At 75.0% G+C, this 15,406-nt stretch carries 14 protein-coding genes; 4 read left to right on the top strand and 10 right to left on the bottom strand.

Annotated elements, in window-relative coordinates; translation table 11 throughout:
• The first annotated feature begins 58 nt into the window (after positions 1-58).
• A complete protein-coding gene (locus ABZY91_RS21415) occupies positions 59-1,510 on the top strand; it encodes an amidase (protein WP_355404436.1) in 1,452 nt (483 codons plus the stop codon).
• Between the two features lie 51 nt (positions 1,511-1,561).
• On the opposite strand, the gene ABZY91_RS21410 is transcribed toward ABZY91_RS21415, so the two are convergent.
• The 5 genes from ABZY91_RS21410 to ABZY91_RS21390 all read right to left on the bottom strand — a co-directional run bounded on the left by ABZY91_RS21410 (position 1,562) and on the right by ABZY91_RS21390 (position 7,576).
• Positions 1,562-3,667, bottom strand: a complete 2,106-nt coding sequence (locus ABZY91_RS21410; RefSeq protein WP_355404434.1) for an FUSC family protein — start codon at positions 3,665-3,667, stop codon at positions 1,562-1,564.
• Between the two features lie 139 nt (positions 3,668-3,806).
• Positions 3,807-5,159: an MFS transporter gene (locus ABZY91_RS21405; protein WP_355404431.1), complete on the bottom strand. Its 1,353-nt coding sequence runs from the start codon at positions 5,157-5,159 to the stop codon at positions 3,807-3,809.
• The gene (locus ABZY91_RS21400; protein ID WP_355404472.1) at positions 5,156-5,800 is read right to left on the bottom strand and encodes a helix-turn-helix domain-containing protein; all 645 of its coding nucleotides are present in this window, start codon (positions 5,798-5,800) and stop codon (positions 5,156-5,158) included. Before ABZY91_RS21400 ends, ABZY91_RS21405 begins: the two co-directional genes overlap by 4 nt.
• 286 nt (positions 5,801-6,086) lie before the next feature.
• Positions 6,087-6,506 carry a MerR family transcriptional regulator gene (locus ABZY91_RS21395; RefSeq protein WP_355404429.1) on the bottom strand — a complete coding sequence of 140 codons (420 nt, stop codon included), beginning with the start codon at positions 6,504-6,506 and terminating at the stop codon, positions 6,087-6,089.
• A gap of 29 nt (positions 6,507-6,535) precedes the next feature.
• Positions 6,536-7,576, bottom strand: coding sequence for an NADP-dependent oxidoreductase (locus ABZY91_RS21390; RefSeq protein ID WP_355404426.1), 1,041 nt, complete (start codon positions 7,574-7,576; stop codon positions 6,536-6,538).
• A 354-nt stretch (positions 7,577-7,930) separates the two neighbouring features.
• Between ABZY91_RS21390 and ABZY91_RS21385 the strand changes: the two genes are divergently transcribed.
• Complete coding sequence (locus ABZY91_RS21385) at positions 7,931-8,674, top strand: PIG-L deacetylase family protein (protein WP_355404423.1); 744 nt, start codon at positions 7,931-7,933, stop codon at positions 8,672-8,674.
• 317 nt (positions 8,675-8,991) lie between these two features.
• Here ABZY91_RS21385 and ABZY91_RS21380 read toward each other — a convergent pair whose 3' ends face one another.
• The 3 genes from ABZY91_RS21380 to ABZY91_RS21370 all read right to left on the bottom strand — a co-directional run bounded on the left by ABZY91_RS21380 (position 8,992) and on the right by ABZY91_RS21370 (position 10,893).
• The gene (locus ABZY91_RS21380) at positions 8,992-9,744 is read right to left on the bottom strand and encodes a DedA family protein (RefSeq protein WP_355404420.1); all 753 of its coding nucleotides are present in this window, start codon (positions 9,742-9,744) and stop codon (positions 8,992-8,994) included.
• Between the two features lie 47 nt (positions 9,745-9,791).
• Entirely contained in the window at positions 9,792-9,986 is a 195-nt protein-coding gene (locus ABZY91_RS21375) for a DUF1918 domain-containing protein (RefSeq protein WP_329885046.1), read from the bottom strand.
• Between the two features lie 229 nt (positions 9,987-10,215).
• A complete protein-coding gene (locus tag ABZY91_RS21370) occupies positions 10,216-10,893 on the bottom strand; it encodes a TetR family transcriptional regulator (protein WP_355404418.1) in 678 nt (225 codons plus the stop codon).
• A 239-nt stretch (positions 10,894-11,132) separates the two neighbouring features.
• On the opposite strand from ABZY91_RS21370, the gene ABZY91_RS21365 reads away from it, so the two are divergent.
• Complete coding sequence (locus ABZY91_RS21365; RefSeq protein WP_355404416.1) at positions 11,133-11,528, top strand: STAS domain-containing protein; 396 nt, start codon at positions 11,133-11,135, stop codon at positions 11,526-11,528.
• 126 nt (positions 11,529-11,654) lie between these two features.
• On the opposite strand, the gene ABZY91_RS21360 is transcribed toward ABZY91_RS21365, so the two are convergent.
• Positions 11,655-12,632, bottom strand: a complete 978-nt coding sequence (locus ABZY91_RS21360) for a hypothetical protein (RefSeq protein ID WP_355404414.1) — start codon at positions 12,630-12,632, stop codon at positions 11,655-11,657.
• 124 nt (positions 12,633-12,756) lie between these two features.
• Positions 12,757-13,704 carry a class A beta-lactamase gene (bla, locus tag ABZY91_RS21355; protein ID WP_355404412.1) on the bottom strand — a complete coding sequence of 316 codons (948 nt, stop codon included), beginning with the start codon at positions 13,702-13,704 and terminating at the stop codon, positions 12,757-12,759.
• 231 nt (positions 13,705-13,935) lie between these two features.
• Between bla and ABZY91_RS21350 the strand changes: the two genes are divergently transcribed.
• Complete coding sequence (locus ABZY91_RS21350) at positions 13,936-15,273, top strand: GH1 family beta-glucosidase (RefSeq protein ID WP_355404410.1); 1,338 nt, start codon at positions 13,936-13,938, stop codon at positions 15,271-15,273.
• Positions 15,274-15,406: the final 133 nt, after the last annotated feature.

Below are 15,406 nucleotides of genomic sequence, written 5' to 3'. Positions count from 1 at the left end.
CAGCCCTAGACTGCTCAGCTCGCGCGGTATTACCGACTGGTAGGGATGGGGAGTCCGGATGGCCGACGACCGGGTGCACGCGTTCGGGGACGACGCGCTGGGCGAGCACGACGCGGTGGCGCTGGCGGCGCTGATACGGGCCGGCGAGGTCCGCCCGGCGGAGCTGGCGGCCGCTGCAGCCGCGCGCGCCGAGCGGATCGACGCGGCCCTCGCGCCGGTCGCGTTCGCCTCGTACGAACGGCCGCACACGGCGGCCGGCGCCGACCGGGACGCGCCGCTCCACGGCGTGCCCAGCTACCTCAAGGACAACGTCGACCTGCGCGGCATGCCCACCGGCCAGGGCAGTTCGGCGTTCCGGGCCAAGCCCGCCCGCCGCACCGCCGGCTTCGCCGAGCAGTTCCTGAGCACCGGCCTGTCGGTGCTGGGCAAGACCCGGCTGCCGGAGTTCGGCCTCAACGCCTCGACCGAGTTCGCCGAGGCCCGCCCGGTGCGCAACCCGTGGAGGCCCTCGCACTCCCCGGGCGCCTCCTCCGGCGGCTCGGCCGCCCTGGTCGCCGCCGGCGTCGTCCCGATCGCGCACGCCAACGACGGCGGCGGCTCGATCCGGATCCCGGCGGCCTGCTGCGGCCTGGTCGGGCTGAAGCCCACACGCGGCCGGATGGTCGCCAACGGTCAGGGCCGCCTGCTGCCGATCGACCTGATCACCGACGGCGTGCTGACCCGCTCGGTCCGCGACACCGCCGCCTTCCTCGCCGCCGCCGAACGCCACCACCGCAACCCCGCACTGCCCCCGCTCGGCCTGGTCGAGGGGCCGGGCGACCGTCCGCTGCGCGTCGGCCTGGTCGTCGACTCCCCGCTCGCCGTCACCGACGGGCCGACCCGGGCGGCGGTCGAGGAGACGGCCGCCCGGCTGGCGTCGATGGGCCACGAGGTCACCCCGGCCACCCTGCCGTTCGGCGAGGAGTTCTCCCGCGACTTCACCATGTACTGGGGGTACATCGCCTTCCTGATCGCGACCACCGGCAAGCTGGCGCTCGACCCGAGCTTCCAGGCGCGCAAGCTGGACGGCCTCACCACCGGGCTCCGGCGCAGCTTCCACCGCCAGTTCACGCGGACCCCGGGCGTGCTGCGCCGCCTCCGCCGGGCCGAGCAGGCGTACACGGCGATGTTCGACGCGTACGACGTGGTCCTGTCGCCGGTGCTGGCGCACGTCGCACCGCCGATCGGGCACCTGAGCCCGAACGTGGCGTTCGACGAGCTGATGGCCCGGCTGGTCCGGTACGTCGCGTTCACGCCGGTCAACAACGTCACCGGCGGCCCGGGGCTCGCGCTGCCGGCCGGGGCCACCGCCGACGGCCTGCCGATCGGGGTGCACCTGTCGGCGGCGCACGGCGGGGAGCGGGTCCTGCTGGAGCTGGCGTTCGCGCTGGAGGCGGACCGGCCGTGGCGGCGGATCCAGGACGGCGAGGGTCACCAGGAGCGGCAGGCCGCGCGGGTGGGGCTGGGCTGAGCGGGCCCGGTCCGGGGCGGGCGCGGGCGGGCGCCGGGGGCGGGCGGGTGTTCAGCGCAGTACGGGAGAGGCGATCGCGCAGGCCGCCAGGACCTCGCGGCGCAGCGGGCCGAGCACGTCGTCCGTATCCTGCGGTGCCGCGTCCTCGGGCGGCCCGGACGATCCGGGAGGCTCGGAGCTGTCGGCCGGACCGGTGCTCGCGGGCAGCGCGGTGCCGGTCCGCAGGGCGGTGGCGAGCGCGTCCAGGTCGCGGGTGATCGCGCCGACCCCGGCCGACGGCGGTGCCGGTTCGCCGTGCTCGACCCGGACCCGGGTCGCGGTGGTGGCCTCCACGACCCGCTCCACGGCGATCACCAGCGGCCACCAGGCCGCCGCCCGCGTCGCCGTGGGCGGCGGTTCGGTGAGCGCGCGCTGGAACTCGGAGCGCACCGCCGAGAGGTCCCGGTAGAGCCGCCGCCGGTGGCGCAGCCGGGACGTCTGGTCCCGGCCGGGCCCGGCGGCGAACGCCATCGCCACGTACGCGGCGGTGTCCCCGACCGCGTCGGCCAGCCGGTCGCCGATCCGGGTGTGCCAGGACTCGGGCCAGCACAGGTAGCCCGCCACCAGGACGATCGCGCAGCCGATCAGCGAGTCGTACAGCCTGGGCAGGACCAGCCGGAAGCCCTGGTGGTTCAGCAGGTCGGAGAGGAGCAGGATCACCGGGGTGATGGCCGCCGTCTGGAAGGCGTAGCCCTTCGCGGAGACGGCCGGGATCAGCGTCGCCAGCAGCGCCATGGTGGGCACGTCCCACCAGCCGATGGGCACCTCGGCGAGTACCGGGGCGGCGATCAGCAGCCCGGCGGCGGTACCGAGCGCGCGGAGCACGGCCCGCGAGAACACCGAGCCGAAGTCGGGTTTGAGGACGAAGGTGACGGTCAGCGCGACCCAGTACGAGCGGGGTACGGGCAGGACCGAGACCACCGCCTGGGCGAGGCCGATGCAGAGGGCCAGCCGCAGCCCGTACCGCCAGGACGCACCGGAGAGCAGGGCCGCCCGGGCCGTGCGCCGGAGTCGTACCCGCGGGCCGGCCGGCCGGCCGAGCGGGTCGGGCGGGTCGGGCGGGTGGACCGCGTCGGACGGGTCGGGCGCGGGTGGCGCGGCGTGGTGGGGCGCGGCGTGGTGCGGTCCGTGCGGGGTGGAGCGGTGCGGGCCGCGCGGGTCGGGCACGGGTTCGGCGACGACGGCCGCCGCGTACTGGAGCGCCTGGTCGAGGGCCCGCTCCGACGGCCCGGTCGGCGGTGGCAGACCCAGGTCGGCCGGCACCGCGGCGGAGCCCTGTCCGATCGCGTCGGCCAGGGTCAGGACCGCCGCCGGGTACGCCTCCGGCAGCGGTCCGAGCCGGGTCGGGCGGAGCTTGGCGGCGGAGGCCGCCTCCACGATCGGGATCACCGCGTTGAGCCGCGCGACCAGCCGGGCCAGCCCGGGGGAGCGGCCGTGCCGGCGGGTGCGGTGGGCGAGCAGCAGGTCGTACGAGCCGTTGAGCGACTGGGTGACGGCCTGCCGCCGCTCGTCGTGCGCCGGTGTGCCGGCGGCGCGCAGGAAGCCGGCGACGGTCCGGTACGTGCCGGCCACGGCCTCCCGCTCCGGCACGCCGCCGCGCAGCGGCCAGGCGAACAGCGTGAGGACCAGCACCACCAGCCCGCCGAGACTCAGCAGCAGCGGGGCCTTCCACCAGGGCTGCGGCATCGGCAGGCCGGCCCCGACGACCGCGTTGAGCAGGAGCAGCAGCCCGGAGACGGAGGCGACCGCGCCGATCGAGGAGATCATCCCGGAGACCAGCGCGACCACGGTCAGCACCACGACCGCCGGCCAGCCCTCGCCGTACACCAGGGTGCCGAGCGTCACCCCGACCGCGCCGAAGAGCTGCGGCACGGCGATGTTGAAGACCCGCATCCGGTAGGCGTCGGCGGTGTCGCCGATGACGGCGGACAGCGCGCCCATCGAGACCAGCGCGCCGTACTCGGGCCGGTCGGTCGCGAAGCCGACGGCGAGCGGGGCGGAGAGCGCGACCGAGGCGCGGGCCACCGCCGCCCAGGGCACGGGTGCGGGGTGCGGGCGCAGTCCCGCGGTCAGCCAGCTGGGAGGGGTGAGCCGGGCGGCCCTGGTGCGCCGTGCCATGGAGCCAACCTACGGCCCGTCGGCGGACGGGGCCCGGTGGGCGTGACCGGGGCCCGGTCTCCGGCCTGTCCCCCCGGCCCGGCGTCCGGCCTGTGGTCCGGCCCGGTCTCCGGCCCCGGCCGGTGGGTGGGACGAACGGTCAGTTCGCCGTACGGGTGGGCCGGGCGGGCGGGGCCGGGTGCGCGGGCCGGCCGGGTTCCTCGGCGGCCCCGACGGCGGCCTCCGGCCGTGCGGTCGCCCCGTCGGTGGTCCGGCGCCCGGTGGGGAGGTCGCGGACGCGGCCGACGGGTGACAGGAGCAGGATCAGCGCCGCGAGGGGCACCCCGGCCGTGGCGATCCACATCGCCGGGCGCAGCCCGAGGGTGGTGCCGAGGACGCCGGCGAGGACGGCGCCGAGCGGGATGGTGCCGAAGTTGAGGACGGCGGTGCTGGCGGTGAGCCGGCCGAGCAGCTCGGGCGGGCAGTAACTCTGTTGGAAGCCGGACTTGATGACGTTCCCGGCCACCACCCCGGCCGAGACGCTGAACCCGCCCACGGCGTAGCAGAGGACGCCCGCGCCGCCGCTGGTGAGGGGGATGAGCAGGGCGAGCACGGGCAGGCCGAGTTCGAAGAGGACCATCGCCCGGGCGGTGCCCGTCCGGGCGGCGACCCGGCGGGCGGCGAACGCCCCGGCGACGCCGCCGCTCCCGGCGGCGGCGACGAGGCCGCCCACCGTGCCGGCGTCGAGCCCGACCTCGCGCACCAGGAAGGCCACCTGGATCGACTGGTACCCCATCAGCGCCAGGTTGGAGGAGGCGCCGAACAGGGCCAGGGCGCGCAGCCAGCGGTCCCCGGCGAGCAGCCGCAGTCCCACGGCGACCTCGCGGCCGAGCGCGCGGTCGGTGGCCCGCGCCGCCGGCGTCTCGCGGTGCCGGATCCGGCCCAGGCAGAGCAGCGAGACGAGGAAGGTCGCGGCGTTGGCGAGCATGCCGTTGGCGGCGCCCGCCAGCTGGGCGATCAGGCCGCCGGAGCCCAGGCCGACGATCTGCGCGGCGGAGGCGCTGCCGTGGAGCTTCGCGTTGCCCTCGGGTTGGTCCTCGGGGGCGAGCAGGTCGGGCAGGTAGGCGGTGTAGGCGGTCTGGAAGAAGACGGCCGCGGTGCCGGTGAGCAACGCGACGGCGAGCAGCAGGCCGGTGCTCAGCAGGTCGAACCGCCCGGCGACCGGGACGGCCGCGAACAGGAGCAGCGAGACGGCCGCGGCGGTCAGCATGACGGGGCGGCGCGGTAACCGGTCGACCCAGACCCCGGCCGGCAGGCCGATCACCAGCCAGGGCGCCCAGGCGGCCGCACTGAGCAGGCCGATCTCGAAGGTGGAGGCGTGCAGCTCGGTGACGGCGATCAGCGGCATGGCCACGCCGGTCACCGAGGCACCGAACTTGCCGGCGGTCTCGCCGCACCAGAGCAGCCGGAAGTCGTGGTGCCGGCGGAGGAGTCCGCCGCGGGCGCCGCTCACCGGGTTTCCTCCTGCCCGTCGCGCGGGCCGTCCTCGGCGCCGGCAGGTCCGACGGCGATCGGCCCGGCGGCAGTCGGTCCGGCGGCGGTCGGTCCGGCGGCAGCTCCGGCGCCGACGGCCTCGTGCGGACGGCGGGGGAAGGACTGGAGCTGGACGACGACGGGCAGCGCCTCCGGGTCGGGTGCGGCGTCCGGGTCGGGGGCGTACCGTTCGACGACGGCGGCCAACTCCTCGTTGAGCGCCTTGAGTCGGGCCGGATCGAGGCGCAGGTGGCTCCAGTCGGAGATGCTGCCGACGTTGCGCCACTCGTCCGGCCAGTCCTCGGAGATGTACTCGTCGACCCGGTCGAAGAGGCGCCGGACCACCCCCTGGAGGTAGACGGAGAGCGGGCCGTGGCTCTCCGGGTCGTCGCGGAAGTCGGCGGTGTCGAGCCGGTTGGGGACGGGGACCCGCCGCCACCACCGTTCGCGCTTGGTGCCGCGGCCGGTCTCCTCCTCGATGAACCCGTGCTCGGCGAGGTGGCGCAGGTGCCAGCTGACCGTCCCGGTGTTCTCGCCGAGCCGCTCGGCGAGCAGGGTGGCGGTGGCGGGGCCGTCGAGGTTCAGCAGCTCGAAGATGCGCATCCGCAGGGGGTGGGCCAGTCCGCGCAGGCTGCGGGCGTCGAGGCGGCGGTGCGGGCGCGGGGCCGCGGGGGCCGGCGGGGCCTCAGGGGCTGAGGGGGTTGCCGCGGGTCGTGACGGGGCCGGGGGACGGGCATCGGGGGAGCCGGGATCGCCGGACCGCTCGGTGGGCATGCCGGAATCCTAAGATGCAGAGACTTCTCTGCATAGAGGTGTCTGCAGAGAAGTCTCTGTAAGTTGATCGGACGCTCCGGACGGGCCCTGGGACGGGGCTCGGAGATCACCCCCCGCGCCCCGTCCGCCGCCCCTACGCTGCGCCGTCCGCCTCCTGACCCGGCGTCGGCTCACCCGCGCCGCGCGTCCTCGCATGCCGGGCCAGGCTGTCGCGCAGCCCGGTCAGGCGGCGGATCTCGGCGTCCAGCGCGGCCAGCCGCTGCTGCACCACCGGGGTGAAGGTTTCCGGCTCGCGGTCGCCGGTCGACGGGCAGCCGCGCGGCGGGTCCTCGGCGAGCAGGGCAAGCCGGTGAGCCTTGCGGGCCACGTCCTCGACGGTCAGGCCGAGCGCCAGCAGCTCGCGGATCACCCGCACCCGGGCCACCTCCTCCGGCCCGTACCTCCGCTGGCCGGACGCCGTCCGCGCGGGCGGCGGCAGCAGCCCCCGCTGTTCGTAGAACCGCAGGGCCCTGGGCGTCGTGCCCGCCGCCGCCGCGGCGTCACCGATCCTCATGCGCGTCCGTCCTCCCGCTCACGCCATGGCTACACTTCGACGATCGTCGCGCCGAAGATGCCGTCACCGTCGATCAGTCGGGGCAACGCCGACGGCGCCTGTTCGATGCCCGACACGACCGTGGTGGGCACGACGAGTTGGCCGGCCCGCAGCCATCCCCCCAGCCGCTGCCGCCACTCCGCCTCCAGGTCCGGGTGCTGCAGCCCGGCGAACCCGCGCACGGTGACGCCCTGGGACAACAGACGGAAGCTGTCGACCACGGCCGGCGAGCTGCCGCCGCGGCGGTCCGGCGCCATCTGCCCGGAGAGCGCCCCGACCAGCGCGAACCGCGCCCCCGGCCGGGCCGCGTCGACGGCGGCCGTGAGCTGCTCGCCGCCGACCAGGTCGAGCAGCACGTCGATCCCCTCCGGGGCGGCCGCCGCCAACTGTTCGGCGAACGGCCCGGCGCCGCGGACCAGGACGGCGTCGTAGCCGAGCTCCTCGGTCAGCCGCTTCGCCTTGGCGGCCGAACCGGTGGTGCCGATCACCCGGGCCGCCCCCAGCAGCCGGGCCACCTGCCCCGCCACCGTGCCGACCGCTCCCGCCGCGCCCGTGACCAGCACGACGTCCCCCGCGCGGACCTCGGCCGAGCGGGTCAGCGCGCCGTACCCGGCGGACGCGGGGGAGAGCAGCGCGAGCGGGTCCGGGACGGCGCCGTCCACACGGGTGAACGAGGCCGCGTCGCCCACCGCGTGGTCCCGCCAGCCCTGGAGGTGGGTGACCAGGTCGCCGGGGCGGAGCGCCCCGTCCGCCGGCCGGTCCGGGCCCACGGCCAGGACCTCGGCCAGCGCCGGACCGAACAACGCCTGACCCGGCCCGATCGACGGCAGCGGAGTGTCCGTCAGCTCGCCGCCGATCAGGGTGCGCAGGCCGGGGAAGACCAGGAAGGCCCGGTTGCGCACCAGCACCTGGCCGGGGCCGGGGGCGGCCAGCGGCGTCTCGGCCAGCGCGAAGTGCTCGGGGCGGGGGAGGCCGGAGGGCGCGGCGACGAGCCGGACCTCGCGTGCGGTGGTGGGCAGGGGGAGGGACATGGCGGACTCCGAAACGGGACGGCGCGCGGCGGTCGGTCCGCCGCGGAGGTGCGGGGACGGTAACCCCTGACGCGCGGGTCAGGGGCAAGGCCGTCGTGCCGTCCCTCTCCGTCGCGTCGTCCTCGACACCGGTGACGGCCTCGTCCGCTGTCGCTCCGTCACCGGCCGTCCTGTCACCGGCCGTCCTGTCACCGGCCGCCCTGTCACCGGCCGTCCGTGCGCCGCCACTCCGTGGAGGCCGTCATCGCCCATCGGGCGGTCCGATGATCTTCTAGAGTCGCCTCCGGTGCGACCGTACGACCGCACCGGACGCATCCCTGCGCACACCTGCACCACGGAGAGGCAGCACCCACCATGAGCGAGCAGCAGGCACCCGAGCCCTTCGAGCCCGTCGTCGAGGACTGGCAGACCGCCCTGGTCGTCGTCGCCCACCCCGACGACATGGAGTACGGCGGCGCCGCCGCCGTCGCCCGCTGGACGGCGCAGGGCAAGAAGGTCGTCTACGTCATGGTCACCAGCGGCGAGGCCGGGATCGACACCCTGGAGCCCGAACGGTGCGGCCCGCTGCGCGAGGCCGAGCAGATCGCCTCCGCCGCCCTGGTAGGCGTCGACACCGTCGAGTTCCTCGGCCACCGGGACGGCGTGATCGAGTACGGGGTGCCGCTGCGCCGCGACATCGCCCGCGCCGTCCGCCGCCACCGCCCCGACATCGTCATCACCAGCAACTTCCGCGAGACGTACGGCGGCGTCTTCCTCAACCAGGCCGACCACATCGCCGTCGGCCGGGCCACCCTGGACGGGGCGCGGGACGCGGGCAACCGGTGGGTCTTCCGTGAGCTGACCGCCGAGGGCCACGAACCCTGGGAGGGCGTCCGCCAGGTCTGGGCGGTGGCCTCCCCGGACTCGCGGCACGCGGTCGACACCACCGACCACTTCGACGCCGGCGTCGCCTCGCTGGAGGCGCACAAGGCGTACCTGGCTGGGCTGGGCGGCGCGATGGCCGACGCGCGCGGATTCCTGGAGAGTCTCGGGCGGTCGGCCGGCACCCGGCTGGGCACCCGGTTCGCCGTCCCGTTCGAGGTCTTCCCGCTGCGTTAGGCGGACGGAAGGGCGAGCAGCGGTGTTCCTCCTTCCTCAAGAGGAGGAATACCGCTGCCGGCGGGTCGGGCGGATACGGGGGCGTCCTCTCCGGAATCCTCGATTTCGGCCCCCGGATTCCCCGGCCGCCGGATTTCCCGACTCCCGGATTTCCCGGCCGCCGGATTCCCCGACCCCCGGATTTCCCGACTCCCCGAGCGTTTCGCTTTCGGAGCGACATTCGGTCGGATCAGGGCCAGGCGAGTCCGAATGAGACCGAATCGGCCGAACCGGGACGGGAAGGCCGGCCGGGACCGGTCGCGCCGCGGAGCGGCCGGTCAATCCTCCGAGTGTTCGGGGTGTGCGGAGCCGTCGCCGACATCGCCCCCGGCGTCGTCATCGCTCCGCCCCCGGCGACCCCGTCGACGGAGCAGCCGGTGCAGCACGAGCGCGGCGACGAGCAGGCCGAACCCGGCCAGCAGCCAGAGCTGGTACCGCACCGCCGTCCGGTACACCGCCCCGATGTTGGCGCCGGCCAGGTAGCCGAAGGCGGACCAGACTCCCACCCAGAGCGCGGCCCCCAGGACGTTGAACGGCTGGAACCGGCGCCACGGCATCCCGGTGGTGCCGGCGATGATGCCGTTGGTCTGCCGCAGCCCGTCGATGAACCGGGCGACCGTGACCACCTTGCCGCCGTGCCGCGCGAAGAAGCCGTCCGCCCGCGCCATCCGCGCCGGTGTGAGCAGCACGTACGGTCCCCACCGGTGGACGAAGGCGCGTCCGCCGGTGGCGCCGATCAGATGACCCAGGCTGTTGCCGACCACCGCCGCGGCGAAGGCGATCGCCACCACGGCGGCGAAGCTCAGGTGCCCGGTGCCGGCGTAGACGGAGGCCAGCACGAGGATGGTCTGGCCCGGCGCCGGGATTCCGCAGTTGTCGAGCAGTACGAAGAGCGCCACCGCCGGGTAACCGTACTGCTCCAGCAGCGGTGCGAGAGCCGCGAGCGGCCCGGGCAACGCCGGGTCGGCCGCCGCGAGGACGGTCGTGGTCGTCGCCGCGGTGAGCGGCGCGGGAGGGAACGCGAACGGCACGACTCACCGCCCCGGGCCGCTGCGGCGCGGGGCGGCGGCCGCTGGGATCAGTGGATCGCCTTGCGGGGTTCGATGTTGCAGTCGGGGCCGGGGTAGATCAGGCCGGTGTGACCGTCCTCGAAGCGGACCATGTACGGCGGCTGGCCGTCCTGACCGCGCACTTCGACGATCTCGCCCTTCTGGTCGACCATACCCACCGCTCGGCTGTGGACGTGGAGCTGGTCACCTACCGCTGCGTGCATGGTCTTGCTCCTCGGGTAGCGGTGGCCGCACGGGCGGCCGTTCTGCCTTCCACTGTGCTGCGGGGGTGGCCCGCCCGCAACGGCGCACCGCGGCCCGGGGTCGTCTCCGGGGCCGACGCCGGGGTCGTCTCCGGGGCCGCTTCCGGGCGCCGACGCAGGGAGACGCTGCCGAAAGGTGCCCCCGGTCGCCGCCGGCGGGTCCGGCGGGTCCGGCCCGGAGGCCGGCCGCTCAGCGCGGGCCGAGGTGTTCGGCGAGGTAGCAGCGGACCAGCCGCTTGCACTCGGCGATCAACGCCGGATCGCCCTCCGGGTCGCCGCGGAAGGCCAGCTTGAGCACCGCGTCCGCCGCCTCCAGCGCCACGCGCAGCCCGAGCGTCAGTGCCGCCGGGTCGGTCGTGGCGAACAGCTCGCCACCGAGCGCCTGGAGACGCAGCGCGACGGCGCCGTTGTTGTCCAGCTCGGCGTCCAGCAGATGCCGGTCGTCGTGGACGCCGGTCGGCCCCGCCGCCCCGGCCAGCCCGAAGTCCACCTGGCCGAAGCCCGGCACGCTCCGCTTCATCGCGACGAACTCCTCGACCGCCAGGTCGGTGAATCCGGCCGTCCCGGCGGGCGTCCCGGACCGCAGCCGGGTGTCGAGGCGGTGCAGGTAGTGGTCGAGGTTCCGGCCGGCCAGCGCGGCCAGCAGGTCCTCCTTGCCCGCGAAGAACTGGTAGAGCGTGCCGATCGGCACCTGGGCCCGCTGGGCCACCTCCTTGGTGGTGAGCGCCGCGGCACCGGCCTCGTCGAGCAGGGCGGCGCAGGCGTCGAGGATCCGTTCGTACCGTTCCTGGCTGCGCTGCTGCACCGGCCGCCGCCGGCCGGCACCGGTCCGCCCGGGGGCCTGGTGACTCCTCGTGTCCGCGCTCATGGGGCCACTGTGCCGCATCCGGCGCACGTCGGGCCAATCACCCGCGCGGACGTGGGGCGCGCGCCCGGAACCCTGTTCGGCCGCCCGTCTTCGCGCCGGTACCTCCCCCCTCCCGCCCCCCCTCCCGGCGCCGCCCGCCGCCGTTCCGCCACCGCCCCGCCGCCGTCGGGGTGGCCGGTCCGGGGGCGACGGAGGGATGATCGGAGACGTACCGCTTCCCCTGCCGGAAGGAAGCCCGGATGTCCGGCCCGACCGCCTCTCACCCCGACGCCGGGGGCGCGGGTGGCGCGCGCCTGAGGGTCACCACCAGCGAGCACGCCGTCAAGACGCTTGTCTGCCGGATCGAGGGCGAGGTGGACCACGAGAGCCGGCACGTGCTCGACGAGACGCTGTCGAGCGCTGTGGCGGCCGGTCCGGTGCTGCTGGTCGTCGACCTCGCCCCGCTCACCTTCGTCGACTCCACCTGCCTCAACGCGCTCCTCCGGATCCGCCAGGAGGCCGAGGAGGCGGGGACCAGGCTCGTCCTCGCCGGGCCCGGCCCGCAGATGCAACGGCTGCTGGAGGTCACCGGCACCGACGAGGTGTTCACCGTCTGGCCCAGCGTGCACGCGGTGCCCGGACTCGGCGCGCCGTAGGGCCGACCTTCACGGCGGCCGTCCCCGGCGCCCGGCGCCCCGTGTGCCCGTGCCTGTCCGGGCGCACGCTGTGGGGACCCGGCCGGTGCCGGTGCCGGTGCCGGTGCCGGTGACCGTGCCGGCCGGTCAGGCCGCCGGATACTGGTCCGGGGGGTGGATCGAGGAGAGCAGCGCGATGAATCGCTCGGAGCCGCTGATGACGCCCGGCTGGTTGCTGCCGGGAGGGGCGGGTTCGACGGTCACCGTCTCGATCTCGCCTTCGTGCACCCACAGGATGTCCGGGGACAACCGGTGCTCGGCGGAGGCGCCGTCCCAGTTCTGCCGGATCACCATCGAGAAGGCGATCAGCTGGATACGGAGGTCGGTGTCGTCCACGGCCTGGAGGAAGAGGAACTCCTCGTGGGGGACCATGGCGAGGACGCCGAGGGGCGCGGGCCTGGCCAGCAGCTCGGGCGCGCGCAGGACGTGGGTGCAGGTGAAGCCGCTCTCACCCTCCACGGACACCATGGGGTTCGGCTTGCCGTCGTTGTCGAGGTCGACCGGGTGGGTGCGCAGGTTCCCCAGAGCGGCGTCCCACACCTCTTCCGCGCTCAGGTTCCAGGACTCGAACTGGGCCGGGGGCACCGCGGCCGACAGGTTGTCGGCGAAGCGCAGCACGAGGACGGCCGCCAGATCGCCGGTCAGGGAGAGCGCCAACCCGTGGTGGTCGCCGACGGTGTCGGCGCGGACCAGCCTGGGCATGAGCAGGTGGCGCACCTCGTCGAAGCCCGCCCGGTAGAGGGCTTCGCGACGGTCGCGTAGGGAGAGCTGCCCGTTGAGGTAGTCGACGGTGGCGCTGCGCCACTGGTCGTGGGGCAGGTCGCTGACGAGCCGGGCGATCTCGGCGAGGTCGAGCGCGATGCCCGGTTCGTCGGCTGCGCCGAGCCGCAGGTGCTGCCGGTCGCCGAAGTTCATCGGCGGACCGGAGTCGCTGCCGTCGAGGAAGATGTCGGCCAGTACGTCCTGGAACGCCTGCCACTCGGCCGGGCCGAGCCAGGAACACCAAGGAGGCACAGGGGAGTTACCGAGGTCGCCGGACTTCTTGGCCCGTCGGAACAGAGGCATGCCGCACAGCGTAGAGGGCTTCGCCGCCGTGCGGGAGTGCGCAGACGTACCGGTTCGGGTGCGGCTCCTGAGGCCCGGGGTGACGCAAGCTCCGGTCGTGGCGCGGACCAAATATGACGCTCCGTCAGGCCGCGGCTTCCCGTGGACTCCGGAGGGCTGCCGCCAGTACGGCGGCGGCCCGCGCGACCAGTGGTTCGTCCGCCGGCGCGGCAGCGTCCCGCTTGGTGGACAGGACGGCCAGGACGACGTGCGTGCCGTCCGGTGTCCGGGCGACGCCGACGTCGTTGGTGGTGCCGTAGCCGCCGGTGCCGGTCTTGTCCGCGAGGGACCAGCCCTCGGGGAGTCCGGCGCGGAGGCGGGCGGCGCCGGTGGTGTTGGCCCGTAGCCACGCGGTCAGCCGCCGTCGGTCCTGCGGGGGGAGGGCGTTCCCGAGCACCAGTTCCCGGTGGCTGCGTCCGATGGCGGCCGGGCTGGTGGTGTCCGTCGGCCGCCCCGGTTCGGCGGAGTTCAGCTCGGGCTCCCACCGGTCGAGCCGCGTCACGCCGTCGCCGAGGGACCGGGCGAAGCGGGTGATCGCCGAAGGCCCGCCGAGCTCGCGGAGCAGGAGGTTGTCGGCGGCGTTGTCGCTGTAGGCGATGGCGGCGGCACACAACTCCGCGACGGTCATGCCGTTCGCGAGGTGCTCGGGCCTGCCCGTGATCGGGGCGTACCCCGCGTCCGTGACGTCCTTCGCGGTGTACCGGATCCGCCGGGCCAGGAACTCGCCGTCCCGGTCGAGGTCCCTGAGGACCGCGGCGGCGGTGAGCGTCTTGTGCACCGAGCAGATCGGGAAGAGCTCGTCGGCCCGGTAGCCGACGGTCCTGCCGGTGACGGTGTCCTGCGCGAACACGCCCAGGCGAGCGTCGTGCTGCCGTTCGAGGTCGGCCAGCCTCCTGATCACCGCGTCGCCGCTCGGCCGGCCGCCGCCCGAGGCGCGGGCCGCCCCGCCCGCCGGCATCGCCGCCGTGAGCGCCGCGCCCGCACCGAGGGTCAGCACTGCGCGACGGCCCGGGCGCCCCGTGAAGGTCTCCACGACCGTGTCCTCCTCTGTTCGGTGACCGTTCCCCGGAGTGGGCGGACGTCTCCACGGTCGGATCGGTTCGTCCACTTCCTGCCCCTTCTACCCCAACCGGCCGGACGCCCACCCCAGACGTCGCCGGCCGCCCGTCGGACGCGTCTGGCGTTTCGGCCGCCGACCACTAACATGAGTACCCCTCATGTTCGTCCATGGGCGTTCATCGCCACGTGAGCAGGGAGTCCGGCCATGCCGCACCGACTCGACCTCCCGGCGGGCTTCCGCTGGGGAGCCTCCACCGCTGCGTACCAGATCGAGGGGGCGGTGGACGAGGACGGGCGCGGGCCGTCCGTCTGGGACACGTTCGCCGCCCGCCCCGGCGCCGTCCGCGACGGCCACACCGGGGCGGTGGCCTGCGACCACTACCACCGCTACCCCGAGGACATCGCCCTGATGAAGGGCCTCGGGCTGGACGGCTACCGCTTCTCCGTCGCCTGGCCCCGCATCCGGCCCACCGGCGAGGGCGCGGTGAACCCCGCCGGCCTCGACTTCTACGACCGGCTGGTGGACGCCCTGCTAGCCGTCGGCATCACCCCGCTGCCCACCCTCTTCCACTGGGACCTCCCGCAGACCCTGGAAGACGCGGGCGGCTGGCTGAACCGCGACACCGCGTACCGCTTCGCCGAGTACACCGCGATCGTCGCCGACCGCCTGGGGGACCGCGTCCCCGCCTGGATCACCCTCAACGAGCCCTTCGTGCACATGGTCTACGGCTACGCCCTCGGCATCCACGCCCCCGGCCGTGCCCTGATGCTCGACGCCCTGCCGGTGGCCCACCACCAGCTCCTCGCCCACGGCCTGGCCGCCGCCGCGCTGCGCGAACGCGGCCTGGACGTCCTGATCGCCAACAACCTCACCCCCGTGTGGCCCGCCTCGTCCGCCGACGCCGACCTCGCCGCCGCCGAGGCCTACGACGCCCTCCACAACCGCCTGTTCACCGACCCCCTCCTCCTCGGCCGCTACCCCGACCTCTCCGCCTACGGCGTCGGCCCCGACCTCGGCGGCAGCGTCCACGACGGCGACCTGAAGCTCATCACCGCCACCCCGCTCGACGGCCTCGGCGTCAACTACTACAACCCCACCCGCATCGCCGCCCCCACCGAGCCGGGCCTCCCCTTCGCCGAAGCCCCGATCGAGGGCGTCCCCCGCACCACCTTCGACTGGCCCGTCGTCCCCGACGGCCTGCGCGAACTCCTCACCGGCCTCCGCGACCGCTACGGCGCCGCCCTTCCGCCCGTCACCATCACCGAGAACGGCTGCTCCACCACCGAGGAGCTCGACGACACCTTCCGCATCGACTACCTCGCCGGCCACCTCGACGCCCTCGCCGCCGCTCTCGCCCAAGGCGTCGACGTCCGCGGCTACTACACGTGGTCCCTCCTCGACAACTACGAGTGGGCCGAGGGCTACCACCAGCGCTTCGGCCTCGTCCACGTCGACTTTGCGACGCAGAAGCGAACCCCGAGGGCGTCCTACGCCTGGTACCGCGATCTGATCGCGGCCCACCGGGCCCGGCAGGCGGGATAGTCGGGCTCACCGAGGGGGCGATGCACCGCGCGAGCGGGTGTGGCCGGGGCGGGGTTCGTTGTGGAGACCGCCGGCCGCCTGCTCGGACGCGTCCCGCCGTGGCCGCGCGATGCCGGGTGTGAGTCGCGGGGCC

The organism is Kitasatospora sp. NPDC002965 (assembly GCF_040611255.1).
In the GTDB taxonomy this organism is placed as follows: domain Bacteria; phylum Actinomycetota; class Actinomycetes; order Streptomycetales; family Streptomycetaceae; genus Kitasatospora.
This window is presented reverse-complemented; position numbering and strand designations above follow the sequence as displayed.